Annotated in this window: 21 protein-coding genes and 1 pseudogene; 18 read left to right on the top strand and 4 right to left on the bottom strand. The window is 71.6% G+C overall.

Annotated features, from left to right (window positions below; genetic code table 11):
* The first annotated feature begins 173 nt into the window (after window positions 1-173).
* From KBZ10_RS23970 to KBZ10_RS23940, 7 genes are all read left to right on the top strand, one after another.
* A complete protein-coding gene (locus KBZ10_RS23970) occupies window positions 174-878 on the top strand; it encodes an HAD family hydrolase (RefSeq protein ID WP_210989785.1) in 705 nt (234 codons plus the stop codon).
* A 79-nt stretch (window positions 879-957) separates the two neighbouring features.
* The gene (locus tag KBZ10_RS23965; RefSeq protein WP_210989784.1) at window positions 958-2,130 is read left to right on the top strand and encodes an acetoin utilization protein AcuC; all 1,173 of its coding nucleotides are present in this window, start codon (window positions 958-960) and stop codon (window positions 2,128-2,130) included.
* A 188-nt stretch (window positions 2,131-2,318) separates the two neighbouring features.
* Window positions 2,319-3,134, top strand: coding sequence for a phosphatase (locus KBZ10_RS23960; RefSeq protein ID WP_210989783.1), 816 nt, complete (start codon window positions 2,319-2,321; stop codon window positions 3,132-3,134).
* A gap of 128 nt (window positions 3,135-3,262) precedes the next feature.
* On the top strand, window positions 3,263-3,472 hold the full coding sequence (locus KBZ10_RS23955; RefSeq protein ID WP_019707698.1) for a helix-turn-helix domain-containing protein: 210 nt from the start codon (window positions 3,263-3,265) through the stop codon (window positions 3,470-3,472).
* Between the two features lie 111 nt (window positions 3,473-3,583).
* Window positions 3,584-3,682 carry a 30S ribosomal protein bS22 gene (locus KBZ10_RS23950; RefSeq protein WP_003948845.1) on the top strand — a complete coding sequence of 33 codons (99 nt, stop codon included), beginning with the start codon at window positions 3,584-3,586 and terminating at the stop codon, window positions 3,680-3,682.
* 216 nt (window positions 3,683-3,898) lie between these two features.
* Window positions 3,899-5,005 (top strand): NAD-dependent epimerase/dehydratase family protein, encoded by a 1,107-nt coding sequence (locus KBZ10_RS23945; protein WP_210989782.1) that lies wholly within the window; start codon window positions 3,899-3,901, stop codon window positions 5,003-5,005.
* Window positions 5,006-5,019: 14 nt separating this feature from the next.
* Window positions 5,020-6,102 (top strand): lysophospholipid acyltransferase family protein, encoded by a 1,083-nt coding sequence (locus KBZ10_RS23940; RefSeq protein ID WP_210989781.1) that lies wholly within the window; start codon window positions 5,020-5,022, stop codon window positions 6,100-6,102.
* A gap of 199 nt (window positions 6,103-6,301) precedes the next feature.
* On the opposite strand, the gene KBZ10_RS23935 is transcribed toward KBZ10_RS23940, so the two are convergent.
* The 4 genes from KBZ10_RS23935 to KBZ10_RS23920 all read right to left on the bottom strand — a co-directional run bounded on the left by KBZ10_RS23935 (window position 6,302) and on the right by KBZ10_RS23920 (window position 10,234).
* Window positions 6,302-7,516 (bottom strand): DUF5667 domain-containing protein, encoded by a 1,215-nt coding sequence (locus KBZ10_RS23935; RefSeq protein ID WP_210989780.1) that lies wholly within the window; start codon window positions 7,514-7,516, stop codon window positions 6,302-6,304.
* Window positions 7,517-7,760: 244 nt separating this feature from the next.
* On the bottom strand, window positions 7,761-8,555 hold the full coding sequence (locus tag KBZ10_RS23930) for an ECF subfamily RNA polymerase sigma factor, BldN family (RefSeq protein WP_210989779.1): 795 nt from the start codon (window positions 8,553-8,555) through the stop codon (window positions 7,761-7,763).
* Between the two features lie 314 nt (window positions 8,556-8,869).
* Complete coding sequence (locus KBZ10_RS23925; RefSeq protein WP_210989778.1) at window positions 8,870-9,799, bottom strand: HAD family phosphatase; 930 nt, start codon at window positions 9,797-9,799, stop codon at window positions 8,870-8,872.
* A gap of 150 nt (window positions 9,800-9,949) precedes the next feature.
* Window positions 9,950-10,234 (bottom strand): glutaredoxin family protein, encoded by a 285-nt coding sequence (locus KBZ10_RS23920; protein WP_210989777.1) that lies wholly within the window; start codon window positions 10,232-10,234, stop codon window positions 9,950-9,952.
* A gap of 427 nt (window positions 10,235-10,661) precedes the next feature.
* On the opposite strand from KBZ10_RS23920, the gene KBZ10_RS23915 reads away from it, so the two are divergent.
* The 11 genes and pseudogenes from KBZ10_RS23915 (at window position 10,662) to KBZ10_RS23865 (ending at window position 23,539) form a co-directional block, all read left to right on the top strand.
* On the top strand, window positions 10,662-11,426 hold the full coding sequence (locus tag KBZ10_RS23915; protein ID WP_210989776.1) for a redox-sensing transcriptional repressor Rex: 765 nt from the start codon (window positions 10,662-10,664) through the stop codon (window positions 11,424-11,426).
* Entirely contained in the window at window positions 11,423-12,820 is a 1,398-nt protein-coding gene (locus KBZ10_RS23910; RefSeq protein ID WP_210989775.1) for a glutamyl-tRNA reductase, read from the top strand. The genes KBZ10_RS23915 and KBZ10_RS23910 overlap by 4 nt, the downstream gene beginning before the upstream one ends.
* 155 nt (window positions 12,821-12,975) lie before the next feature.
* Window positions 12,976-13,920 carry a hydroxymethylbilane synthase gene (gene hemC, locus KBZ10_RS23905; RefSeq protein WP_247702880.1) on the top strand — a complete coding sequence of 315 codons (945 nt, stop codon included), beginning with the start codon at window positions 12,976-12,978 and terminating at the stop codon, window positions 13,918-13,920.
* A complete protein-coding gene (locus KBZ10_RS23900; protein WP_210989774.1) occupies window positions 13,917-15,584 on the top strand; it encodes a bifunctional uroporphyrinogen-III C-methyltransferase/uroporphyrinogen-III synthase in 1,668 nt (555 codons plus the stop codon). Before hemC ends, KBZ10_RS23900 begins: the two co-directional genes overlap by 4 nt.
* Window positions 15,581-16,603: a porphobilinogen synthase gene (gene hemB / locus KBZ10_RS23895; protein WP_210989773.1), complete on the top strand. Its 1,023-nt coding sequence runs from the start codon at window positions 15,581-15,583 to the stop codon at window positions 16,601-16,603. Before KBZ10_RS23900 ends, hemB begins: the two co-directional genes overlap by 4 nt.
* A 338-nt stretch (window positions 16,604-16,941) precedes the next feature.
* Window positions 16,942-17,631 (top strand): LysE family translocator, encoded by a 690-nt coding sequence (locus tag KBZ10_RS23890; RefSeq protein ID WP_210989794.1) that lies wholly within the window; start codon window positions 16,942-16,944, stop codon window positions 17,629-17,631.
* Window positions 17,632-18,117: 486 nt separating this feature from the next.
* Window positions 18,118-18,900 (top strand): glycosyltransferase, encoded by a 783-nt coding sequence (locus KBZ10_RS23885; protein ID WP_307847577.1) that lies wholly within the window; start codon window positions 18,118-18,120, stop codon window positions 18,898-18,900.
* The gene (locus KBZ10_RS23880) at window positions 18,891-19,340 is read left to right on the top strand and encodes a hypothetical protein (RefSeq protein WP_210989772.1); all 450 of its coding nucleotides are present in this window, start codon (window positions 18,891-18,893) and stop codon (window positions 19,338-19,340) included. Before KBZ10_RS23885 ends, KBZ10_RS23880 begins: the two co-directional genes overlap by 10 nt.
* Before the next feature lie 492 nt (window positions 19,341-19,832).
* Window positions 19,833-19,946: pseudogene (locus KBZ10_RS23875) on the top strand (IS5/IS1182 family transposase); the annotation flags it as partial.
* Between the two features lie 342 nt (window positions 19,947-20,288).
* Complete coding sequence (locus tag KBZ10_RS23870; RefSeq protein WP_307847575.1) at window positions 20,289-21,677, top strand: DUF222 domain-containing protein; 1,389 nt, start codon at window positions 20,289-20,291, stop codon at window positions 21,675-21,677.
* A gap of 686 nt (window positions 21,678-22,363) precedes the next feature.
* Window positions 22,364-23,539, top strand: a complete 1,176-nt coding sequence (locus KBZ10_RS23865) for a serine hydrolase (protein WP_210989771.1) — start codon at window positions 22,364-22,366, stop codon at window positions 23,537-23,539.
* Window positions 23,540-23,546: the final 7 nt, after the last annotated feature.

Genomic DNA, 23,546 nt, shown 5'->3' with positions numbered 1-23,546 from the left:
CGGAAGCTAAGCCTTTCAGCGCCGATGGTACTGCAGGGGGGACCCTGTGGGAGAGTAGGACGCCGCCGAACAATTCTTGTGAAAGCCCTGTCGGGAACTCCGGTTCCCAACAGGGCTTTCTCGCGTTTGCGGACTCTCGGCCCGGGCTTTCCCTGCCGGCCTACAGTGAATCCATGCGCTACGACCTGGTCATATTCGACAACGACGGTGTGCTGGTGGACAGCGAGCCGATCTCGAACCGGGCGCTCGCCGCCTGTCTGACCGAGCTCGGGCACCCCACCACCTACGAGGACTCCCTGCGCGACTACATGGGCTCCGCCATGCACCGCGTCCATGACCTCGTCCTCGAGCGCTCCGGGCGCCGGCTGCCGGACGACTTCGACGAGATCTTCCACCGCCGGGTTTTCGAGGAGTTCCGGCGCCGGCTCCAGCCTGTCGCCGGCGTGGCCGGGGTGCTGGCGGGGCTGGCGGCCGCGGGTGTTCCGTACTGCGTGGCCTCGTCCGGCAGCCACGAGCGCATTCGTGTCACTCTCCGCACCACCGGCCTGTACGACCATTTCGGCGAGGAGCGCATCTTCAGTTCCCAGGACGTGGGGCGCGGCAAGCCGGCGCCGGATCTCTTCCTGCACGCGTCCGCCGAGATGGGGGTACCGCCGGAGCGCTGCGCGGTGGTCGAGGACAGCCCGCTCGGAGTCCGGGCCGCCGTGGCCGCGGGCATGGACGTCTACGGTTTCACCGCGTTGACCCCCGCAGCCGAACTGGCGGAAGCCACCGCCCTGTTCTCGTCGCCGGCCGAGCTGCCGGCCCTGCTCGGCCACGGTCACGGTCACGGCCACGGTGATGGCCGTGACCGGGACGCGGCGGACAGGGCCGTCTGAGCCATCCGGGCCGCCACCCCTCGTTCGTGCCACGCGCCCGTTTGGTTCGGCTCTCAACGGGACCGATACGGTGGTCGGTATGAGCGGTCGTGCGCAGCTGATGTGGGACGAGGCGGTCACCCACTATGACTTCGGTCCCGACCATCCGATGGATCCGGTGCGGCTCGCGCTGACCATGCGTCTGGTCGAGGCTTTCGGGCTCGACCGCGAACTGCGGGTCGTCTCGGCCCCGGCAGCGGGGGAGTCGACGCTGCGGCTGGTCCACCGCGGTGACTATGTGGAGGCGGTGCGCCGGGCCTCGGCCGATCCCGCCTCCGCGGACGGTTCCTACGGTCTCGGCACCGAGGACGACCCGGCCTTCAGCGGAATGCACGAGACCTCGGCATTGATCGCCGGGCAGTCGGTGGGCGCGGCCGAGGCCGTGTGGCGCGGGGACGTCCAGCACGCGGTCAACTTCGCCGGGGGACTGCACCACGCCATGCCGGGCGCCGCTGCCGGCTTCTGCATCTACAACGACGCGGCGCTGGCCATCGCGCGGCTGCTGGAACTCGGTGCGGAGCGTGTCGCGTACGTCGATGTGGACGTGCACCACGGAGACGGCGTACAGGCGGCGTTCTGGAATGACCCCCGGGTGCTGACCATCTCCCTCCACGAGCACCCGCGCACCCTGTTCCCGCAGACCGGCTGGCCGGAGGAGACGGGCGGGGAGGGAGCCGAGGGCAGCGCGGTGAACGTGGCGCTGCCCGCCGGGACCACCGACGACGGTTGGTTGCGGGCCTTCCACGCGGTGGTCCCCGAGCTGCTGTCGGCCTTCCGCCCGCAGGTGCTGGTGACCCAGCACGGCGCGGACACGCACATCGAGGATCCCCTCGCCCACCTCGCCGTCAGCCTCGACGCGCAGCGCGCCGTGCAGGCGGCTTGCCACGGCTTGGCGCACGAGCACGCGGAGGGCCGCTGGGTCGCCCTGGGCGGCGGTGGGTATGCCGTCGCCGATGTCGTACCGCGGTCCTGGACACACCTGGTGGCGATCGCGGCCGGCCGCCCGATCGATCCCAGGGCGGAGACGCCCGAGGACTGGCGGCAGGAGGTCTACGCCAGGACCCGGCAGTCGGCGCCGCGGCGGATGACCGACGGACGGGAGCCGTGGTGGCGCGACTTCGAGGACGGCGGCTACGACCCGGCGGACCGCCTGGACCAGGCGGTGCTCGCCACACGCCGCGCGGTGTTCCCGGCACACGGGCTGCTGCCGTGACCGCAGGCCCGCCGTGCCCGTAGCCGCAGCCCCGGCGTGCCTGTCGTAACACCCGCTTGCTGGGCCGGTCGTGGGAGGTCTTCCCGATACGCCGACGGGACCGGGGCGCGTGCGACAGCATGGGGCGGGTGCCGAGTTCTCCGGAGCCGAATGCCGGCGTGCCGCCTCCGGGCGTGCCGCGTTCCGCCGTGCCCAGCCGTGGTGAGCTGCGCGCCCATCTGGCGGCGGTCCGGCTGGCGGGCGTCGTGGCCACCTCACGCGAGCGGAGCCTGCGCAGTTACCGTCTCTTCGCGGCCCGCGACCCCCGGCTGCTGCTCGGGCTCGAACCCGAACGGGCCTGGGAGGAGTGGGAGTTGCTGCGGCTGATGGCCGACCGGTGTGGAGTCTCCGGGAATCCCTCCCATACGGTCGGCCCCGAGACGATCGATCCCGACCGCACGCTCGCGGCCCTGGACGCCTTCGCGGACCGGCTCGCCGCCGCCGCCGGGGCCCGTCTCCCGGTGCTGTTCGGAACCGGTCACCCGCACCGGCTCCTGGATTTCTACGCCTCTTTGGCGGCTGCCCTCTCGGCGGCGGGATGCCCTGTCCTCAGCCCGGCGCAGGGGAGATGTATCGACATAACGACCCGGTTCGGTCTACGCATCCACCGTATCGACTACGTACGCGGGGTCGCCCTCGTCCGCGAAACCGGCCGGCCCGGACCAGGGGCCGCGGCGGGTGCGCACAGCCACTCGCCGCTCCCGGTTCGCATGGTTCTCGCTGCGGCCGCCGACTCTTCCGGGCCGCTGCCCGCGCTCGTGATCGGCGACCACGGCTGGATCTGCGGCGCAGGTCAACTGGGCATTGAGGCCATGGGGCCGGCCGATGCGGACGACCCCGCGCCGTTCGTGGGGGAGGCCGAGGGAAGGGTGTCGGTCGCCGTTCCACTTGATGACGCCGTGCGGTCCGCTTACTACCGGCCGCTGACGCGCTATGTACTCAATCGGGCGTGTCTGTCCCAGTAGGAGAGTGAACGCTGCTCCTCTTCCCCACTCGTATCACCCGCCCCTACTCTGGGAGTGAGCGCGCAGCGACAAGGAGTCACCGGAGGGGAAGCCGGTGGCCGTCAGGTGCGGAAGGTTCAGGTGTCTCTATGGCTGGTGGCGAAAGGCCTCTCAATGAGGTCGTGTTCCTGACCGTGGCGGAAGTCGCCGCGGTGATGCGAGTGTCGAAGATGACCGTGTACCGCCTGGTGCACAGCGGTCATCTGCCTGCCATCCGGGTGGGGAGGTCCTTCCGCGTCCCGGAGCAGGCGGTCCACGAATATCTCCGCGAGTCCTATGTGGGGGTGGAGACCGCCTGACGGTGACCCTCGGATTACGTCCATCACGCGGCGGCGGGTAGGCTGGGCCGACGTAGGTAGTGTGGGCTCGGACGCCCCGCACCGAGTGATGCGAAGTAAGCGAGGGTAGTCGTGGGCTCTGTTATCAAGAAGCGGCGCAAGCGGATGGCCAAGAAGAAGCACCGCAAGCTGCTCAAGCGCACCCGCGTCCAGCGTCGCAACAAGAAGTAAGAAGCAGGCGACGCGGACGTCAGCCGCCCTTCCGCCCCGACGGCGGGAGGGCGGCTCTGCTGTTTCACGGGGGTGGCCCGTGAGATCCGGACGGGACGCCCTGTTCCGGAAATGGACCCTTCCCGTGCCGGGGGACATCACAGGGCGACAACCAGGGGATACGGTGACCGACAGAATCCTCACAGCCTGACCACGGTCGGAAGGAAGGCGCGGATATTGGGCAGGGTCGTGCTCGTCACCGGTGCCGGCAGGCAACTCGCGGGCCGCTTCGTACGGCGCGTCCAGCGGGAGCCCGACGTCGCCCGGGTGATCGCCGTGGACTCCGTGCAGCCCGAACGCCACTTGGGCGGGGCCGAGTTCGTACAGGCCGACATCCGGCAGCCCACCATCGCGAGGGTGCTCGCCGAGTATGCCGTCGACACGGTCGTCCACCTGGACGTCACCGGCACGCCGGCCCCCACTTTCGGAGTCGGCTCCGGCAGGAACCCCCGGGGCCGGGCCGTGCTCAAGGAGACCAACGTCATCGGCACGATGCAGCTGCTCGGCGCCTGCCAGAAGGCGCCGTCCGTGCAGCGGCTCGTGGTGAAGTCCAGCACCAATGTGTACGGTTCGGCGCCGCGCGACCCCGCCGTCTTCGACGAGTCCACTCCGCCCAAGTCGCTGCCCAGCGGAGGCTTCGCCAAGGACACCGTCGAGGTCGAGGGGTATGTCCGCGGCTTCGCCCGGCGGCGTCCCGATGTGGCGGTGTGCGTGCTGCGCTTCGCCAACATCCTCGGGCCGCACGCCGACACCCCCCTCGCCGAGTACTTCTCCCTCCCGGTGCTGCCGACCGTCCTCGGATACGACCCGCGGCTCCAGTTCGTCCACGAGGACGATGTGATGGAGGTGCTGCGGATCGCGTCCTCCGAGCCCCGGCGGGGCACCCTCAACAGCGGTACGTTCAACATCGCGGGCGACGGTGTGCTGCTGCTGTCGCAGGCCGCCCGCAGGCTGGGCAGGCCGACCCTGCCGCTGCTGCTGCCGGCCCTCGCCTGGGTGCGTTCGGCCCTGCGGGTCGTCGGCATGACGGACTTCTCGCCCGAGCAGGTCCGGCTGCTCACCCACGGACGGGTCGTGCGCACCACCGAGATGCGGCAGACCCTCGGCTTCGAGCCCGCGTACTCGACGGCCGAGACCTTCGCCGACTTCGTGCACAGCCGGACGCCCGGCCTCCTGCCGCCGGAGCGGCTGGCCCATGCCGTCGACCGTGTCGCCGAGGCGCTGCTGGACCAGCCGGCGGATGCCGCGGGCGGTGACGGCCACCATCGATCCCACGCCACCTGAGGAGCACAGCCAGCATGGCGGACGCCAAGGTCATCCCGTTCGGTGAGGACCGGCCCCGAGGGGCGGGTGAGCGTTCGGCGCGACGCCGCACCGGGCGGAGAAGGGCCACCGACGCCGGCGGCCCGGAGGCGGGCGAGGCGCCGCTGAGTGCCGTTCCCGGTGGGAACGGAGCCGGTGACGGCGGTGACGGACACGGGGAGGGGGACGGCGGAGCCGAGGGCCCGCCGGAGGAGTCACCGTCCCGGGGCCGCGGAGCCGACGGTTGGGAACGCCGCCTCGCGCAGGGCCTGGCGTTCCTCCGCCGCCGCGTCACCGGTGAGTACGAGGTGGACGAGTTCGGGTACGACGAGGACCTCACCGAGCACGTTCTGATGTCGGCCCTGCGGCCGCTGTACGACAAGTACTTCCGGGTCGAGGTGCGGGGCATCGAGAACATCCCCTCCGAGGGAGGGGCGCTCGTCGTCTGCAACCACTCCGGGACGCTGCCGCTCGACGGTCTGATGCTCCAGGTCGCCGTCCACGACAACCACCCGGCGGGCCGGAACCTGCGGTTGCTCGCGGCCGATCTGGTCTTCATGCTGCCGGTCGTCAACGAGCTGGCGCGCAAGGCCGGTCACACGCTCGCCTGCGCCGAGGACGCCGAGCGGCTGCTGGAACGCGGCGAGGTGGTCGGGGTGATGCCCGAAGGCTTCAAAGGCATCGGCAAGCCCTTCTCGGAGCGCTATAAACTTCAGCGGTTCGGACGGGGCGGCTTCGTTTCCACGGCGCTGCGGGCGGGGGTCCCGATCGTGCCGTGTTCGATCGTCGGTGCGGAGGAGATCTATCCGATGGTCGGCAATGCCCGGACGGTCGCCCGGCTGCTGGGTCTGCCGTATTTCCCGATCACGCCCACCTTCCCCTGGCTCGGCCCTCTGGGCGCCGTGCCGCTGCCGACGAAGTGGACGATCCAGTTCGGCGAGCCGATTCCGACGGACGGTTACGCGCCCGAGGCCGTCGAGGACCCGATGCTGATGTTCAACCTCACCGACCAGGTGCGGGAGACCATTCAGCACACCCTGTACAAGCTGCTGGTCGAGCGCCGCTCGGTCTTCTTCTAGCCGGCCGCCCCCGCGCCGGCCGCCCCCGCGCCGGCCGCCCCCACGCCGGCCGCCCTCCGCGCCGGCCGCCCCCGCGCCGGCCGGTCCGCCGTAGTACGCCCCGGGCCCCTTCCGGCGGGTGCCGGAAGGGGCCCGGGGGCGGCATGGCGGTGCCGTCCGTGGGGAAGCCGCTCGTGCTGTGACCTTCCCGGTCACAGCACTAGCCCGCGGCGTCCTCGTCGAGGCCGAAATCCGGGAACAGGCCCGGGAACAGGGGCGGGATGGTGATGTCCGGTTCCTGCGGGGTGTTCTCCCCGCCGTCGCCGGAGGCGGACGGAGCGCCGGTCTCGGGCGGGTCGAGCAGATCTTCCGTGCCGCCGATGAGCCCGTCCTCCCACTGCTCCGCGGGGCCGGAGCCGGAACCCGGGCCGGAGAGCGAGGGTTCGCTTCCGCCCGTGCCGCTCTCGGACGGGCCGGTGCGGGGTGCTGCCGACTCCCGGGGTCCGCTCTCCGGACCGGCCGGGCCCGAGGAACGGCCGAAGGGGCCCCGGACCTCGGAATCACCGGTGTCCGGAGGGCCGGGGAGCAGGGACTTCAGCGGGTCCACCTCGCGCTCTATGGCTTCCATGACGGCCGTGACGTCGTCGCGTACGTCCCCGAGCTGCTGTGGCAGACGGCTGCGGAGGGAGCGCCAGCCCTCGCCGTGCGCGCGGGTGAAGGAGTCCAGCACCTCGATGGGGGCCAGTGAGCCGTTCCGCTCGTAGACGGAGCTGAGCAGGCGGTGGCCCTCTGCGGCGTCGTGCCGCATGCCCGCGAGGGCACGGCGGATCTCGCCGAGGGACTCCTCGTCCAGATCTCCCGCGCGGCCGCGCTCCATCAGCCGGTCGGCCTCGCGCAGCCGGGTGGAGGCCTGGTCGAGGTAGAGCTTGCCCGTTTCGCGGTCGTCCTCGGCCATGCCGCGCTTCAGGTCCTCCATACCGCGCTTGAGGCCGTAGAGCGAATCGCCGGGCAGCGCGTCGGAGCTGGCGGCGGCCACTCCGCCGAACGCCCCGGCCGCGACGCCCACCGTCAGCCCGCCGGCCGCCAGCCCCTTGGACCAGCGTGAACGCGGGCGCATCCTGCCGAGTCTCTTCCGGTGGCGGGCGTGCGCGCCGGAGCGCTGGCCGGGCACCGGCGCGGGCGCGGCGTCGCTCTCCTCGCTCCCGGAGCCCGCGGTCCCGTCGGCGAACATGGTCTCCATGGCGGCGACCAGCCGGGCCCGTTGGACCGTTCTGACCTCCGGGTCCAGCCGGGGCGCCGGCAGTTCACCGAGCCCGGTGGCCAGGGCCAGCAGTCTCCCCAGCCCGGGGTCGTCCGCCGGTGGTTCGGGCCGCTGCTCGTCCAGGGCTTCGGCGAAGGCGTTCGCCCGCCGGTGCGCCGATACGGATCCGATCACAGGCGGCACCTCCTCTCCTCATCAGCTGCGACTCCCGGGCCGATGGGGGCGGTTGCCGGACTTGAGCGCGACCACTCGAAAGAGTGATGTGTAGCAAGCGTGGCGCAACCGCTGGGAGTCTGCATTCCGCACAACGAGCGGCTCCGCGATGGGGTTACGCGGGAACGGCGGCCGTTCCACGCCGGGTGGCGTGGGCTGCTCCGTCCGGCGGAACCGGCGGGCGGGGCATGCCGGGCCGGACCGGTCAGCGGGCGTCCTCGGGCAGCAGGCGCGCGAGGGTGCGCACCGCGCGATATTGCAGGGTTTTGATGGCGCCTTCGTTCTTGCCCATCGCCCGCGCCGTCTCCGCGACCGACATGCCCTGGAGGAAGCGGAGAGTCACGCACTCCTGCTGCTGGGGGTTGAGCCGGCGGACGGCGTCCAGGAGCGTGGCGTTGGACAGGGACTCCAGGACGGAGTCCTCCGGGCTGCGTTCCACCTCGTTGGCGTCGAGCATCTCGCCGGTGGTGATCTCCAGCCGGAAGCGGCTGGACTTGAAGTGGTCGGCGACGAGGTTGCGGGCGATGGTCACCAGCCAGGCGCCGAAGTCCCGGCCCTGCCAGGTGAAGGTGGAGATGCGGCGCAGCGCGCGGAGGAACGTCTCGCTGGTGAGGTCCTCGGCGGTGGCCCTGCTGCCGACGCGGTAGTAGATGTAGCGGTACACCGTGTCGGCGTACTGGTCGTAGAGGCGGCCGAAGGCTTCGGCCTCCCCGTCCTGCGCCCGCTCGACCAGGTCCATCATGCGGCGGCTGTCGCCGTCGGCCGCGGGGCGCCGGGCGGTGGAGGCGCGGCCGCCTCCGGCCCCCGCCGCGCCGGAGGCGAGGGGGACTCTTCTGTTGACGGCGGCGGGAACACCGGCCGCGATGGACGGCAGGGCGAAGGCGGGGACGGCGAGAGCCGGCGCGGCGCAGGCGGAGGGGACGAGGTCGCGCAGCTGGTCGAGGACCGCGGCGCGGAGTGTGGCCAGGCCCGAGGCGTCAACCCCGACATGTGGGTACACGGGACTCCCAGAGGCAGAGCTTCCATCACGTGCAGTGCGGAACCGTTCACCCGGTGCAGGGGATCGTGGGAACCGGTATTGCGTCTGAGGAGAATAACGCTTCGTGTAGGCAGTGCTACGCCTAGTTGCTCAAATCGCCGATTAGTTCCCGTGCGTTATGGAATGCTGATCGATCAAATATCGAACGAGGCGCGGAGTCTGACTGTTTTTCTGCACCTTCTGTCCGATTCCGGTGCGGGATATGGTGATGCGCGGATTCCGGTTCGGTTCCGGCGCGAGCGGGCGCGGCTCCGGCGGGGCCGGGCGGGGCGCCGCTACCGCCGGCGTCGGTGCAGTGCGGCGGCGGCCGCGGCCCCGCCCGCGAGGGCTCCCACGCCGGCGGCCGCCGGGATGCCGACCTTGGCGGCCTTGCGGGCCGTGCGGTAGTCCCGCAGCCGCCAGTCGTGCTCCCGGGCGTGCCGCTTCAGCTTGGTGTCCGGATTGATCGCGTACGGATACCCGACGATCGAGAGCATCGGGATGTCGTTGTGCGAGTCGCTGTACGCGGCGCAGCGCGCCAGGTCCAGGCACTCCGCGAGCGCCAGCGCCCGTACCGCCTCCGCCTTGGCCGGGCCGTGCAGCGGCTCGCCCACCAGCCGGCCGGTGTAGACGCCGTCGACGGACTCGGCGACCGTGCCCAGCGCGCCGGTGAGCCCCAGCCTGCGGGCGATGATCGTGGCGGCCTCCACCGGGGCGGCGGTGACCAGCCACACCTTCTGGCCCGCGTCGAGATGGGCCTGGGCCAGTGCCCGGGTGCCGGGCCAGATCCGGCCGGCCATGTACTCGTCGTAGATCTCCTCGCCCATCTCCATGAGTTCGGAGACGTGGTGCCCGCGGACGATGGACAGCGCGCTCTCGCGGGCGTCCTCCATGTGGGCCGGGTCCTCGACACCCGCCAGCCGGAACCACGTCTGCTGCCAGGCGAACCGGGCGAGTTCCCGCTTGCTGAAGAACTGCCGCTTGTAGAGGCCGCGGCCGAAGTGGAACAGCGCCGCGCCCTGCATGACGGTGTTGTCCAGATCGAAGAACGCCGCCGCGCGGACGTCACCGACGACGGGGAACTCCGGCTCGGCCTCCGCGGCGGCCTCGGCGCCCTCGGCCACCTGTGACGTCTTGCGGGCGGCCTCCGCGGCCGCCTCGCCGGCCAGCACGCTGCGGGCCGTGACGGAGCGCTTGCGGCGGGGGAGCCATCCCAGAGAGGCCATGCCGACGAGCATAGCCACTGATCATGCCCTCCCGGAGTCGGGAGAATTGCGCCGCGTGAACATCCGCCGGCGGGGGTGCGACAGGCCCGGAGAGTGGGTCCGGCAGCGGTGCTCCGGGCCGCGGGCCGCCGGCCGGGCGTCCGGACCGCCTCAGCCGCGCAGGGCCTTCCGCAGCCGGTCCGGGTTCACCCGCCAGAAGTCGTGCTGGGCGCCGTCCACCAGCACCACCGGGATCTGCTCCCAGTACAGGCGGTACAACTCCTCGTCCCGGGTGATGTCCTTCTCCTCCCAGGTGGCTCCGACTTCCCCGCAGACGGTGCTGATCACGTCACGGGCGTCGTCGCACAGATGGCAACCTGGCTTGCCGATCAGGGTGACGACGCGGTCGGCCGGGTCGCGGTGGGAACGGCGCAGCAGTGGGCTCATGGACTGCATTGTGCCGGGCGGGCGCGGCGCCGCGCGGCCCGGTGGCCCGCCGGCCTCCCGTCCCGCCCGCTTCGGCACCGCCGCCGCCCCGTCCCGCCGCCGGTGGAGCCGTGCCGGGCCCGGGTTTTCGGTGCCGTGCGACGGGTGGGAACGGGCCCGGCACTCCACTAGCATCGGGGCCCGTTCCGGTGCGCTCGGGGGCGGAGTGGCGAGGAGTGGTGAGCCGGTGCCCCCGTGGGTGACGCGAGGTGAAGGCGCGGTGAGGGCCGCGTCCGGTTCCCGGGTGGCGCGATTCCATCGCGTGAGCCCGATCACTTTGCGCGGACAAAACGGACACCATCTTTGTGCACACGTTCACAAAGACATAGCCTGCAAGAGACGGGGCGGTCCGCGGAGGCGTGGCCGCCCACAGCCTCGCTCTACCCGCAGGAGCACCGTGGCAACTGGCCGAACGCACCGACCGGCGACTCGAAGCCGAGGGATTCCCGAGGCCACCGTCGCCCGTCTTCCGCTGTACCTGCGTGCTCTGACGGCTCTGTCCGAGCGCTCGGTTCCCACGGTCTCATCGGAGGAGCTCGCGGCCGCGGCCGGGGTCAACTCGGCGAAGCTGCGCAAGGACTTCTCCTACCTCGGCTCCTACGGCACCCGGGGCGTGGGCTACGACGTCGAGTACCTCGTCTACCAGATCTCGCGCGAACTGGGCCTGACGCAGGACTGGCCGGTCGTGATCGTCGGTATCGGCAACCTGGGCGCCGCACTCGCCAACTACGGTGGCTTCGCCTCCCGCGGGTTCCGCGTCGCCGCGCTCATCGACGCCGACCCGTCCATGGCGGGCAAGCCCGTGGCCGGACTGCCGGTGAAGCACACCGACGAACTCGAGGCGATCATCGAGGACAACGGCGTCTCGATCGGCGTCATCGCGACCCCCGCCGGCGCCGCCCAGCAGGTCTGCGACCGGCTCGTCGCGGCCGGCGTCACCTCGATCCTCAACTTCGCGCCCACCGTCCTCTCCGTCCCCGACGGGGTGGACGTGCGCAAGGTCGACCTCTCCATAGAGCTGCAGATCCTCGCCTTCCACGAGCAGCGCAAGGCCGGCGAGGAGGCCATGGCCGCACCCGCGCCCCCGGCACCCGCCGTGCGCGGAGGAACCGGTGGCGGAAAGGGACCCGACGGGGACGTTCCCGCCGTGATGCCGGCATGAGTCTCCTGGTCGTCGGTCTGAGCCACCGCAGCGCGCCGGTCAGCGTGCTGGAGCGGGCCGCCCTGGCTCCCGAGGCGCGCGGCAAGCTGCTGCAGGACGCGCTCACCGCCGAGCCGGCCGCGGAAGCCGCGCTGCTCTCCACCTGCAACCGCATAGAGCTCTACGCCGACGTGGACAAGTTCCACGCCGGGGTCGCCGAGCTGTCCACCCAGCTCGCCGTGCACAGCGGTGTCGGACTGGACGAGCTCACCCCGTATCTCTACGTCCACTACGAGGACCGGGCCGTTCACCACCTCTTCTCGGTGGCCTGCGGACTGGACTCGATGGTCGTCGGCGAGGGCCAGATCCTCGGCCAGATCAAGGACGCGCTCGCCCTCGGCCAGGAGCTGCACACCGCCGGACGGCTGCTCAACGACCTCTTCCAGCAGGCTCTGCGGGTTGGCAAGCGGGCCCACAGCGAGACGGGGATCGACCGGGCCGGGCAGTCGCTCGTCACCTTCGGCCTCGCCGAGCTCGCCACCGCGGAAGGGGCCGCCGAGGTCACCGACTGGGCCGCGGGCAAGCGGGCGCTGGTCATCGGCGCCGGCTCGATGTCCTCCCTGGCGGCCACGACGCTCGCGCGCGCGGGCGTCCGCGAGATCGCGGTCGCCAACCGCACCCTGGAGCGGGCCGAGCGGCTCGCGGCCGGGCTGGCCGAGCAGCGGACGGCCCCCGCGGCCGGGGCCGCCGCCGGACCGGCCGCGCGTGCCGTCCCCATGGAGAGCGTCCCGGGTGAGCTGGCGCGGGCCGACGTCGTCGTCTCCTGCACCGGCGCCACCGGCCTCGTCCTGACCGCCGACGATCTCCGGGACGCCCTCGCCGCGCGGAACGGGCAGGCCGCGCAGGACGGTCCCGGGCTGCGGCTGCTGGACCTGGCGATGCCCCGCGACATCGACCCCGCCGCGCACCGCGTCCGGGGCGTACGGCTCGTGGACATCGAGACCCTCGCCGAGGCCTCCGCCGACGCGCCGATGGCCGCCGACGTCGACCGGGTGCGGGCCATCGTGTCCGAGGAGGTCGCGGCCTTCGGCGCCGCGCAGCGGGCCGCCCACATCACCCCCACCGTGGTGGCCCTGCGCACCATGGCCGCCGATGTGGTCCGGAGCGAGATGGCCCGGCTCAACGGCCGGCTGCCCGGCCTGGACGACAAGGAGCGCGCCGAGATCACCCAGACCGTGCGCCGTGTCGTCGACAAGCTCCTGCACGCGCCCACCGTGCGGGTCAAGCAGCTCGCGGGCGAGCCCGGCGGCGCCGGGTACGCCGAGGCACTGCGTGAACTCTTCGACCTCGACCCCAAGGCGGTCGCCGCCGTCAGCCGGGCCGACAGCGGCGACTCCGAACGGGAGCGGGCATGACCGACAAGGGCACCATGAGCACCACCGGCACCAGCAGGGCCACCACCAGCAGGACCACGACCGGCACCACCACCACGAGCACGGCGGACGCCGGTACCGGCGGCCTCGCCGGCAGCGGACCGCTCCGGCTCGGCACCCGGCGCAGCAAGCTCGCCATGGCCCAGTCCGGGATGGTGGCGGACGCCGTCAGCGACCTCACCGGCCGCCCGGTCGAGCTGGTCGAGATCACCACCTACGGCGACGTCTCCCGTGAGCACCTCGCACAGATCGGCGGCACCGGCGTCTTCGTCTCCGCCCTGCGCGACGCCCTGCTCGCCGGGGAGATCGACCTGGCGGTCCACTCCCTGAAGGACCTGCCGACCACACAGCCCGACGGCCTCGTCGTGGCCGCCGTACCGGTCCGCGAGGACCCGCGCGACGCCCTCGTGGCGCGCGACGGACTCACCTTCGAGGAACTGGCCGCACTCGGCCGCGACGGCCGCCCGGCCGCGCGGATCGGCACCGGCTCGCCGCGCCGCATGGCGCAGCTCAACAGCTGGGCCGCCGCACTCGGGGGCGCGGTCGAGACCGTGCCGATCCGGGGCAACGTCGACACCCGCATCGGATACGTGCGCTCCGGCGAGCTCGACGCGGTCGTCCTCGCCACCGCCGGCCTCAACCGGGTCGGCCGGATCGGGGAGGCGACGCAGAAGCTGCCCGCCGACGCCGTCCTGCCCGCCCCCGGCCAGGGGGCGCTGGCCGTCGAGTGCGCCGCCGTGCACCAGGTGTACGGCGCCGGTCTCGCGGCCCGGCTCGCCGAACTCGACGACCCGCACTCGCGGGCCGCCGTGACCGCCGAGCGTTCCCTGCTCGCCGCCCTGGAGGCCGGCTGCAGCGCACCCGTCGGGGCGCTGGCCGACCTGTTGGGCGACGGGCAGACTGTCACCGAAATGCGCCTGCGCGGCGTCGTCGGCACGACCGACGGCTCCACGCTGGTGCAGCTGTCCACCACCGGTTCCGTACCCTCGTCGCTCGACGACGCCGCGGCCCTCGGCCGCGAACTCGCCGCCGAGATGCTCGCCAAGGGTGCGGCCGGTCTTATGGGGGAGCGAGCACTGTGAGCCCCACCGCCGTAAATCTCCGTTCCGCGCACCAGTCGCCCCTCGGTCACGTCACCTTCCTCGGTGCCGGGCCCGGAGACCCGGGACTGCTGACGCTGCGCGCCGTGGAGGCGCTCACCCACGCGGACGTGCTGGTCGCCGACCCGCAGGTGCTCGACGTGGTGACCGCCCACGCGCGCGCAGGAGTGGACGTCCCGCAGCTGCGGGCGCATGACGGCACGTCAAACTCTTCGGCGGTGTACGCCTTGGAGGATGCCGTCAATCTTGTCATGGAGGCCGCACGGAGCGGCAAGCGGGTGGTGCGTGCGCTCTGCGGCGACCCCGGTCTCGACGGCGACGCAGCCGAGGAGATGCTCGCCTGCTCCGCGGAGGGCATCGTCTTCGAGGTCGTGCCCGGAGTGGCGACGGCCGTGGGCGTCCCCGCGTACGCCGGTCTGCCGCTGCGGTCCGCGCGGGGCGCCGACGTCCGGTTCGTCGACGCCGCCACGGCCTCCGAGCGGTGCTGGACCGAGATCGGCTCCAGCGACGCCACCGCGGTCGTCTCCACCACCCTGGAGACCGTCGCGGCCGCGGCCGCCGAACTGGTCTCGGGCGGGCGGAAGCCCGACACCCCCATGGCCGTCACCATCGCCGGTACGACCACCCGCCAGCGCACCTGGACCGCCACGCTCGGCACCATCGGGCAGGTGCTCAAGGCCGCCAAGGTGCTGCCCTCGGCGGACGGCGCGCAGCCGGTCATAGCCGTGGTCGGCGAGCACAGCTGCGACGCCCGCCGGGACCAGCTCTCCTGGTTCGAGTCCAAGCCGCTCTTCGGCTGGAAGGTCCTGGTGCCGCGGACCAAGGAGCAGGCCGCGTCCCTCTCCGACCAGCTCCGCTCCTACGGCGCGGTGCCCAGCGAGGTGCCGACCATCGCCGTCGAACCGCCGCGCACCCCGCAGCAGATGGAGCGGGCCGTCAAGGGCCTGGTCACCGGCCGCTACGAGTGGATCGCCTTCACGTCGGTCAACGCCGTCAAGGCGGTCCGGGAGAAGTTCGAGGAGTACGGGCTCGACGCCCGCGCCTTCGCCGGGATCAAGGTCGCGGCGGTGGGCGAGCAGACGGCCAGGTCCCTGGTCGAGTTCGGTGTGAAGCCCGACCTGGTGCCGAGCGGAGAGCAGTCGGCCGCCGGGCTGCTGGAGGACTGGCCGCCGTACGACCCGGTGTTCGACCCGATCGACCGGGTCTTCCTGCCGCGTGCCGACATCGCCACCGAGACCCTGGTCGCCGGGCTGATCGAGCTGGGCTGGGAGGTGGACGACGTCACGGCCTACCGGACCGTGCGCGCCTCGCCGCCGCCGGCCGAGACCCGGGAGGCCATCAAGAGCGGCGGCTTCGACGCCGTGCTCTTCACCTCCTCCAGCACGGTGCGGAACCTCGTGGGCATCGCCGGCAAGCCGCACAACGTCACCGTCATCGCCTGCATCGGCCCGGCGACCGCCAAGACGGCGGAGGAGCACGGACTGCGGGTCGACGTCCTGTCGCCCGAGCCGTCCGTCACCCGGCTCGCCGAGGCGCTCGCCGACTTCGGCGCCAAGCGCCGGGCCGCCGCCATCGAGGCGGGCGACCCCGTCACCCGTCCGAGCGAGCGCAGGCCCGGATCGCGCAGGAGGCGCGCCACTTCATGAGCAACGACCACCAGCAGGGAGCGGGCACGGTCGGGCTGGAGCACCTGGGAGTCCGTCCGCGCCGGCTCCGGACCAGCCCGGCGATGCGCCGCATGGTCGCCGAACACCGGCTGCATCCGGCCGAGTTGATCCTCCCCGCCTTCGTGCGGGAGGGGATCGCCGAGCCCGTGCCGGTGTCCTCCATGCCGGGCGTTGTCCAGCACACCCGGGACAGCCTGCGGAAGGCGGCCGCCGAGGCCGCCGGGGCGGGGCTCGGCGGGATCATGCTCTTCGGGGTGCCGCAGGAGAAGGACGCCTGCGGCACGGCGGGGACCGACCCGGAGGGCATCCTCCAGATCGCCATCCGGGACGTGAAGGAGGAGGTCGGCGACGACCTCGTCATCATGTCGGACCTGTGCCTCGACGAGTTCACCGACCACGGCCACTGCGGGGTCCTGGACGCGGCGGGCCGGGTCGACAACGACGCGACGCTGGAGCGCTATGCCGAGATGGCGCGCGTGCAGGCGGAGGCCGGAGTGCACGTGGTCGGCCCGAGCGGCATGATGGACGGTCAGGTCAAGGTCGTCCGGGAGGCGCTGGACGGGGCCGGACACCAGGACGTCTCCATCCTCGCCTACACGGCCAAGTACGCGTCGGCCTTCTACGGCCCTTTCCGCGAGGCCGTCGACTCCTCGCTGCGGGGCGACCGGAAGACGTACCAGCAGGACCCGGCCAACGCGCGGGAATCCCTGCGCGAACTGGCGCTGGACCTGGCGGAGGGCGCCGACATCGTGATGGTCAAGCCCGCACTGCCCTATCTGGACGTGCTGCGCCGGGTCGCGGACGCGGTGGACGTGCCGGTGGCGGCCTACCAGGTGTCGGGCGAGTACGCCATGATCGAGGCCGCGGCCGCCAACGGCTGGATCGAGCGCGACCGCACCATCATGGAGACCCTGACGGGAGCCAAGCGCGCCGGGGCGAACATGATCCTCACGTACTGGGCGGTCGAAGCCGCGCAGCGGCTGTCCCGGGGGGAGTGAGCGGGGAGGGCCGTGGGCGTCCGGGGAGCCGGGCGGCTGGGGGAGCCGGGCGGCTGGGGGGTGACGACGGCTCTGTGACTCCGTGACGCTGTCGCAGTGACTGCGTGACTGCGACTCCGTGCCGGACCTCCGGCCCCGTCCCCGCTCGGTGCGCCGGGTGAGGACGGGGCCGGAGGTCTGTACGGCTGCTTGTCTGCCTGCCTGTCCGTCTTCCTGCCTGCCTGCCTGTCTGCCGGCCTGCCTGGGCGTCCGGCGGCGTGGCGGGGAGGGGATCCGCGGCGGAGAACCGGCGGAAAGCGGCATGGACGCACGAGCGGTTCTGGTGTTGTGTGAGCAGCATGGTGTCCACCGACCGGCTCCTGGCGTTCGCGGCCATGTCCTTCCTGCTGATCGTGATCCCCGGCCCCAGCGTGCTCTTCGTGATCGGACGGGCTCTGGCACAGGGACGCCGCGCCGCGCTGGCCACGGTCGCGGGCAACACGCTCGGTTCCTGCGTCCTCGTCGTGGCCGTGGCCCTCGGGGTCGGGGCTGTGGTGGAACGGTCGGTTCTGGTCTTCACGGTGTTGAAGCTCGCGGGTGCCGCGTATCTGGTGTACCTCGGCATCAGGGCGGTGCGGCAGCGGGGGGCGGGCCACGGGGCCGAGACACCGCCGTCATCCGCCACCGTCGACGGACCGGGACCGGGACCGGGACCGGAAGGGGGACGGCGGCTCGGTGGTCTGCGGCGCACGGTGTGGGAGGGATTCGCGGTTGGCGTGGCCAATCCCAAGACCATCGTGTTCTTCGCCGCTGTGCTGCCCCAGTTCATCGACCGCGGCCAGGGGCACGCCGCCCTCCAGATGATGCTGCTCGGACTGGTCTTCAACGTCATCGCGGTGAGCTGCGACAGCGTGTGGGGGCTGGCCGCGGCCGCTGCGCGAAGCTGGTTCGCCGGCTCGCCGCGGCGACTCGCCCTGATCGGTGGAGCGGGCGGGTTCGCGATGATCGGTCTCGGGGTCACCGTCGCCGCGACCGGCCGGAAGGAGTAGCCCGGAAGGCTCGCAGCCTTCTCGGGAGTTCCGCGAGTTCCGCGAGTTCCGCGAGTTCCGCGAGTTCCGCGAGTTCCGCGAGTTCCGGGAGTTCCGGGAGTTCCGGGAGTTCCGGGAGCACGGCGGTCGGCCGCTTTGCCCGGCCCAGGGCCCCGCCACCCGCAGTTGGCGGCGGGGCGGAGTGGTCGAGGCGGGGTGCGTCGCGGGCTGTCCGGTGCCTGGGTGGTTGGGGTTACGGCGCCGGGTGGGCGGCGCGGTGGTGGTGGCGGGTGCGTCGCGGGCCGGCGGGGGGTTCTCGGGCGGGGGTTACGGCATCCGTGGTGGGGGTGGGCCGGGGGTCGGTCGTCCATTCGGTGCCGTGCGCGCCCGGGGTCGTCCTGGAAAGGCGATGGAGTGGCTGGTGCCGGTGGGTGGTTGCGGGGGCACACGCGCGCCTGAGTTGTCCGGCTCACCCACCGTCGTGGCGGGCTGTCGGGGGTGACGGTGGTGTCCGGCTGCCGTGACTCCTGCCGTGATGTCGGCTGCCGCAGGGCCGGGACCACGGACCAGGTCGCTCCGCACGTGCGCGACGACCCGCAGGTGACGTTCCGCCAGGGCAGGCCCGGCGGACCGGGGATCGCCCGCACCATCGCTCTCGCGCACGCCGACGGCGAGTACGTGAAGATCCTGGACGCCGACGACCAGCTGATGCCGGGCGCCCTGGCACGCGACCTCACGGTGCTCGAAGGAGACCCGGAGATCGGCTGGGTCACCTCCCGCGTCCTGGACCTCCTGCCCGACGGCTCCACAGCCGGCTTCGACAGTGACCCCGAAGGAGGCCCAATCGAGCGCGGAGCCGTCCTGGAACACTGGAAGGCCCACGACTACCGCGCCCAGGTCCACCCGGCGTCACTCTGCATACGCCGTGATCTGCTGCTCGCCCTCGGCGGATGGATGGCTCTCCCGGCCTCCGAGGACACCGGACTCCTGCTCGCCCTGAACGCCGTCAGCCGGGGCTGGTTCATCCGCGACTACGGACTGCTCTACCGCAAGTGGCCCGGACAGATGACGAGCCAGACCGCCCACACCGACTCGGTCGAACGCGAGGCCCGGATGGCCGTCGTCGAAGCCAGGGCACGGGCACTCGACAGCTTCCAGTGGCGCTATCCGACAGGCAACTGCCGGGCGCTCGCCGCTCCCGCCCGGCACGTCCGCCCGCCCGCCCGCAGGAGGGATGAGGCCGCTGCCCGCGTGACGGCGGCGCCTGACGGGGAACGTGGATGCGCGTGACTGACGACACCTACGACCCCGAGACGCCCGACAAGCAGCACCAGCGCCCCGACGGAGTGAGCGATACAACCGTCGAGGCGCTGGGGGCGCTGTCGAAGGCCCTGGAGACGACCGAACGGGCCCGCGGCATGCTGTACGCGTTCCACCAGCTGACGGGCGGCGCGGACCTGGAGCTGGACGAGGCGGTGCGCCTGCTCCGCGAGGCCGGCCACGCCGAGCAGGCCGACCTCGTCGAGCGCGAAATCCTGGGCCGCAACGTGATCCCCGACCACTGGACCTTCCAGATCATCGAGGCCTACAACCAGACCTACTACCGGCCGTTCCAGCAGATCGAGGAACGCCTGCGCAACGAGCTGGCCGATGGCCGGGAGCACCTCTACGAGGCGGAGATGAAGGAAACCCGCCGAACCAAGCACCACCCGGACCACACCGCTCGCTGAGCTTGCCGGACAGCCCCTGGGACTGCTCCCACATCCTGGGATCGCCCGAGGCGGAATCGAGTCGACCAAATGCCAAAGGCGTAATCAAGGGAAGACCCGGCGCAACATCTCCAGGCTGTTCCACTACGGTTGGCTGACCAGGCGTTACGACGGAAGTGGGCAGCCACTCGGGGATTATCTCTCAATCAACAGCCTGCAGGAAATCTTCGAAGGTATCCACAGCCGGTGACTCAGGATCTCTTCACCATGAAGACGCAAGCTGAGGTGGTGCGCGGACCGCAGGGCGCGTTAGGTCTTACGGAATAATGGGCCATGAGGGTGAGTCAGCTGGCGGCGGCTCACGCAGCACCCACTGCGAACGGTCGAAATCCGGATCCGAGTAAGCGCACCTCTCCGTAACAGATCCGGAAGGCCCAGAATTCAGGCAGTTCATGTTCGATCAGTTCAGGCGACTAGTAAAGAGTGATTCCGCGCCAGTCTCCGGCAGTCTTTGGCTGCCGCCGTCTGAGCCCTCGCTACGAACGCGATCCCCGTAACTACCTGGCCTTTCTCGGTCTCGCCGCCGCCCTCTGCTGCTACAAGCGGCTCGTCCGCCTCACCACGTAGGACACGGTCTCAGTGGGTTCGGTCCGGGGGCGGGACCGACGGGGTTCTTCCGGCGGTTTGCCGGTTGCGGGTGGGTATCGGCGATGACCTCGTGCCGGCGGGCGGGCGCGGTAGCCGGGGAGCACGCGCGCTAGGATTCTTGGCTGCTCCGCCGCCGCGGCGGACCGTGGGGCGGTCCCGTGGTCATGGGTGGCGTCGCGGGTGTTGGTGTGGGGCATGGGTGGAGTCCCCGGGTCCGCTTTCGATCACTCGTTCGGGTGGTTCCGGGCTCTGGACCTGGATCCATCACCGTACGTGACGGAAAATGGGGGGTGTGAACTCGCTGCGTGAGTGCGGGAGTTCGTGCGTGTCAATCCGGACGGGGGGATCATGCGGGCCACGCTGCTCGACCACGACGACACGACCACGACCGAAACCAGCGGTCTGCCGGGGGAGCCGGTGACGGCGGATGAGTGGGCGGCGCATCTGGCGTCGGCCATCCCGGGCCCGCAGACAGCGGCGATGCTCGCTCTGCTGGAGCGCGAGCAGCTTTCCACCACTGGGCGGATCGATGCCCTGAAGGCGTGGGAGCGGCACACCGCGTGGATTCAGGCGCAGCAGGTTCGTCTGCTGGCCGATATCGAGGCCGAGGCCTTGGAAGCGACACCGAATGCGATCGGGTGGGTGGATTACGACTGGAACTTCGCCTGTGAGGATGTCGCCTGTGCGTTGAGGCTGTCGGGGAACACGGCCGCGGATCGCCTGGCGGTCGCCACCGCCCTGGAGGAGCGCTTCCCCACCACCGTAAGCCTGTTGGAGCGTGGGGAGATCTGCTACTTGCAGGCGAAGGCGGTGACCGAGGTCACCGGCACCCTCGACCCCGAAGCCGCGGGTGTGGTGGAGGCCCTGGTGGCGCCGAAGATGCCCGCCCAGTCCGTCGGCCAGACCCGGCGCGCCCTGAACCGGGCGGTGCTCAAGGCCGACCCGCAGGGGGCGGAGGTGCGGCATCGCCGGCGCAGGGAGGACCGCACCATCTGGCACCGGGCCACGGAGGACGGTATGGCCACCTGGACCGCCTTCCTCCCCACCCCCCAGGCCGCACAGTTGGATGCGGCCGTGGACGCCCACGCTGCCACCTTCGCCGATGACGGGCGCACGCTGAACCAGAAGCGGGTGGACGCCCTGTATGACCTGGTGGTCAACCGCCCGGCCGGGACGGACATCCCCGCCGGAGGCGCGGCCCCGGGTGGCCGGTCGGCGGCGGTGGTGCAGGTGACGGTGTCGCTGGAGACGTTGATCGGAGCGGATGAGGAACCGGCACAGCTGAAGGGTTACGGGCCGATCAGCGCCGGGCAGGCCCGCGAGGTGGCCTTCGCCCCGGGCACCCTCTGGCGGCGGCTGATCACCCACCCGGCCACCGGACTGCTGGTCAAGACCGACCCGGCCACCTACCGTCCCACCGCGGAAACCGAACGCCACGTCATCGCCCGGGACATGACCTGCACCTTCCCGTCCTGCCAGATGCCCGCCCACCGCTGCGACCTCGACCACATCGAGCCGTTCAACCACGAGAATCCGACTGCGGGCGGGGCGACCGAACCCGACAACCTCATGCCCCTGTGCCGACGTCACCACCTCCTCAAACACCGCACCCGATGGCAGGCGGAACGCAACAGTGACACCGGCGAGGTCCGCTGGAGGGCACCGACCGGTCACACCTACACCAACCCACCCCGCACACCCACCACCTAGCCCGAGCGGGCTCCGGCCACGGCATAGCCCCTCCGCCCCCATGCGGAGGGGCCGATACCCCTGCCCAAGACCGGAACCGGCCCCCTATCGCGCAACCACGTCGCTGACATACTCCGGGTCAGTGCCACCGGGAGCGCCGACGAACTGATTCAGCACCCACCGACCGGCACCGGTGAGAGCAGAGAACCGAGCCCGCCGCGCCGTCACCCGCCACCACCGTCACCCCCGACAGCCCGCCACGACGGTGGGTGAGCCGGACAACTCAGGCGCGCGTGTGCCCCCGCAACCACCCACCGGCACCAGCCACTCCATCGCTTTTCCAGGACGACCCCGGGCGCGCACGGCACCGGATGGACGACCGACCCCCGGCCCACCCCCACCACGGATGCCGTAACCCCCGCCCGAGCCCCCCGTCGGCCCGCGACGCACCCGCCACCACCACCGCGCCGCCCACCCGGCGCCGTAACCCCAACCACCCAGGCACCGGACAGCCGGGCTCCGGGCAGAGCCCACGACGTACCCGTCCCCGCCGCGCCGCCCACCCGGCCAACCCGCCGGCGCGGTCAGATGGAGAAGCTCAGTGGTGGCGCCGGACACCTCGCGCGCTTGTCCACCCGGCTGTCCCCCGTTCACAAGGGGACGTATCCCGGATGGCCGGCGACCCTTGGTGTTCCTAACCTCAGGTCATGATCTTTCGTCGTGTGTGGTTATCAGTTGCGGTGCTCGCGCTGGCCGTGTCGTCTCTGCCGTCCGTTGCGGCTTCGGCCGCACCACGCCGCTCCGGCGCGGCTTGGTCCGTGCAGCGTGACGCCGACGCGCTGCGGGATACGGGGGTCACCGGAGTAGCGGTCCGCCTGGAGACCCCGCGCGGGACAACCACGGCCCGCTCCGGGGTTGGCGACCTGGTCACTCATCGCCCGGTCCCGAACGACGGCTTCCTGCGTCTGGGCAGTACCACCAAGACGTTCGTCGCCACCGTCGTGCTGCAACTGGTGGGCGAGAAGCGGATCTCCCTTGACCAGACGGTGGAGCAACTGCTGCCCGGAGTCGTGTCCGGAAACGGGAACGACGGCCGGACCATCACCGTCCGCGACCTGCTGCAGCACACCAGCGGCCTGTCCGACTACATCGACGACGTGTTCCCCGACCCCGGCGTCCGGACCTACTTCGCCAACCGGTGGCGTGTCTACCAGCCCGAACAGCTGGTCGCCCTGGCCATGCGCCACAAGCCGGACTTCCCGGCCGGCACCCGCTGGGCGTATTCCAACACGAACTACGTACTCGCCGGAATGATCATCGAGAAGATCACCGGCCGTACGTGGGAACAGCAGGTCCACGACCGCGTTCTGCGTCCCCTCGGTCTGCGGCGCACCGGCACCCCGGGCACGAAGCCCTTCCTCCCGCATCCACATACGGCCAACTATCAGCAGTTCACCGTGGACGGCCCGATGGTCGACACCGCGGTCCCCTACCGTCCCTTCGACAGCGGGGCGGACGGCTCGATGACCGGCACGGCGCGCGACCTCAACCGCTTCTTCACCGCCCTGGTCAACGGGCGGCTACTGAAGCCCGCCGAACTCGCCGTCATGCGGACCACAGTCCCGGTGCCGCAGGACAGCGGCCACCCGGCAGGCACAAGGGACGGCCTCGGCTTGTTCTTCACCCCCCTGTCCTGCGGCGGTGGTTACCTCGGGCACGGAGGAAGCGGCTTCGGATACGTCATCCGGGCGGCGGCAACCACGGACGGCCGACGCGCCATCACCGTCTCCGCCCACAGCCGCTCCGCGGACCCGCAGGTCGCGGCCCGTCAGGAAGACGCACTGCGCAACCTCATCGACCACGCTCTGTGCCGCACCGCCTGACCCCGCA

It is taken from the genome of Streptomyces sp. F63 (assembly GCF_018070345.1).
Lineage (GTDB): Bacteria > Actinomycetota > Actinomycetes > Streptomycetales > Streptomycetaceae > Streptomyces.
This window is presented reverse-complemented; position numbering and strand designations above follow the sequence as displayed.